The 2,178-nt window shown below is 62.1% G+C and carries 2 protein-coding genes; both read right to left on the bottom strand.

Features of this window, described 5'->3' with window-relative positions; translation table 11 throughout:
• On the bottom strand, positions 1-733 hold a 733-nt coding region (locus tag EN935_RS32395; RefSeq protein ID WP_164771546.1), incomplete at its 3' end, for an ABC transporter permease.
• Positions 734-853: 120 nt separating this feature from the next.
• On the bottom strand, positions 854-1,789 hold the full coding sequence (locus EN935_RS32390; protein ID WP_109662050.1) for a substrate-binding domain-containing protein: 936 nt from the start codon (positions 1,787-1,789) through the stop codon (positions 854-856).
• Between the last annotated feature and the right edge of the window lie 389 nt (positions 1,790-2,178).

Here is a 2,178-nt window from a genome sequence, read left to right as displayed (position 1 = left end):
CTGCCGACGTGCGCAGCGAGGAGATGACGCCGGCGAGCGAGGCCATGACCGACGACAGCACGAACAGACCGATCTTGACGCCGCTGACATTGACGCCGCGCGCGCGCGCAGCACTGGGGTTGCCTCCGGCCGCCTGGATCCAGTTGCCGGTGCGGCTTTGCGTCAGCACATAGCCGAGCGCGATCGCCGCGGCGATGAACCAGAACAGCGACATGTAGATGCGGAACGGCCCGATGAAGAAGTCGCCGACCAGTATGTTGGCGAGCCAGCTGCCCTCGGCGCTCCAGGTGCGCTGCGGAAAACCGTCGGTGACGAAAAGGGCGGTGCCGCGCACCACCAGCAGCATGCCGAGCGTCACCAGGAAGGACGGGATCTTGAGCTGCGTCACGAACCAGCCGTTGACCAGCCCGATGAGGGCGGCAACCAGCAGCGCGGCGACAAAGCCGACCTCAAGCGAAGTGAGGCCGCTGTTGAACAGCGTCCACATCAGCACCGGCGAGAAACCGAACAGCGAACCGACGGACAGGTCGAATTCGCCCGACGTCATCAACAGCGTCATCGCCAGCGCGATCAGGCCGAGCTCGACCGTGAAGGCCAGCGTGTTGGAGATGTTCTGCGGCGACAGGAAGTCGTGATTGAAGCTCCAGAAGACGGCGATCTCGACGACGAGCAGTACGAAGGGGCCGAACTCGGGCCGCGCGATCAGGCGTTGGATGAGGGAATGGTTTTCCACTGATAACCCGCGACATGATGGGGATTGGCTGACACCTGCACATAGGCGTGCGAAAGGCTCGGCGAATGGAGAAGCCAGTCGCGACCGCCAGGGCGATCGCGACTGCTTGGGTTTGGGATCTTACTTGCCGGACAGGATCTTGTCGTAGACCGCGGCCGTGTCCTTTTCGTAGAGCGCGCCGGTGATCACGTTGAAGCCCGGGGGAATGCCGCTGGCCGCCATGTTGGCCAGCGAAAGCGCGACATAGCTGGTCGCCTGCGGGTCCTGCCACTGGCCGGCATTGACATAGCCGTTCAGCACTTCCTGGGTGGTGTCGAGCGAGTTGCCCCAACCGACGACCGGAATTTCGCCCGGCTTGACGCCGACCTGGTCGAACACCCGCTTGATCGAGCCGGTGACGAGGTCGCCGAGGCCGATGATCGCCTTGACCTTGGCCTTGTTGGCGGTGAGGTAGTCGACCATGCGGTTGATCACTTCGGCCTGGTCGAGCGTCGCTTCGGTGATTTCATAGGTGATGCCGAGCGGACCGAAGACGCTCTTGATGCCTTCCTCTTCCTGGACGCCATAGGTGGCGCCGGGGATCTCGACCGGCATCCAGACGAAGTCGCCCTTCTTCACCAGGCCCTTGTCGACCAGATACTGCGCCCAGTGCTTGCCGAAGGTGACGTTGTCGCCGCCGACATAGGCGTTGAAATTGGCTTTCGGGTCAGGCGTGTTGAAGTTGATGATCGGAATGTTGGCCGCACGCGCTTCCTTGACGATCTCGACAAGGCTGCCCGGATCGGGGCTCGTGGTGACGATGCCATCGGCCTTGGCGGAGAGGGCGGCGCGAACCGCCTCCTGTTGCGAGGCCACATCGCCATTGTGGAACGAGGTGTTGACGGTGTTGCCGGTGTCCTTGGCCCATTGCTTGGCGCCGGCCAGGAAGTAGGTCCAGACCGGGTCGGCCGGGCCGCCATGCGAAATCCAGTAGAACGTCTTGGCCTGTGCCGCTGCTGGTATCACCATCAGCGCCACCAACAGGCCGTATAGAACGAGTCTTAGCCGTGTCAGCATTTGATTTCCTCCCGTTTGTAGATGGTCAGTTCCGAATCCGTCCCTTGTGTTCCGGCGACCGCCGGATTGCGTCTTTTGCCAGCGCCGGTTGAATGCGTCAGAGCATTCCCTTTTTCGGCGGATGGCAAGCCTCCATCTGCAGATGTAGTTGTCGTCTGACGAGGCGCCATCAATGCTCCCATCAGATTGCATCAGTTCAGGTGATTTTCCGACTGTCGGATAATTGGTGTCGAGGCTCAGCCGAGCAGATTGTCTTCACCGTGTCCGGCGCGCCGGTTGCGCCAGAGATTGACCAGCCTGTCGATCGCGAGGGCAAGCACAATCAGGGCACCGGTGGCGAAGGCGGCCCAGATGGCATCCACGCCAAGCAAGGTCATGGCGCTCAGTAT

The organism is Mesorhizobium sp. M7D.F.Ca.US.004.03.1.1 (assembly GCF_003998635.1).
GTDB classification, from domain to species: Bacteria; Pseudomonadota; Alphaproteobacteria; order Rhizobiales; family Rhizobiaceae; genus Mesorhizobium; species Mesorhizobium loti.
The sequence above is the reverse complement of the archived record's forward strand: the minus strand, read 5'-3'. Positions and strand labels throughout refer to the sequence as shown.

What these genes read in the sequence shown, in the direction of transcription:
- EN935_RS32390 (WP_109662050.1), bottom strand. Translation starts at nt 1,789, where the DNA reads ATGCTGACACGGCTAAGACTCGTTCTATACGGCCTGTTGGTGGCGCTG.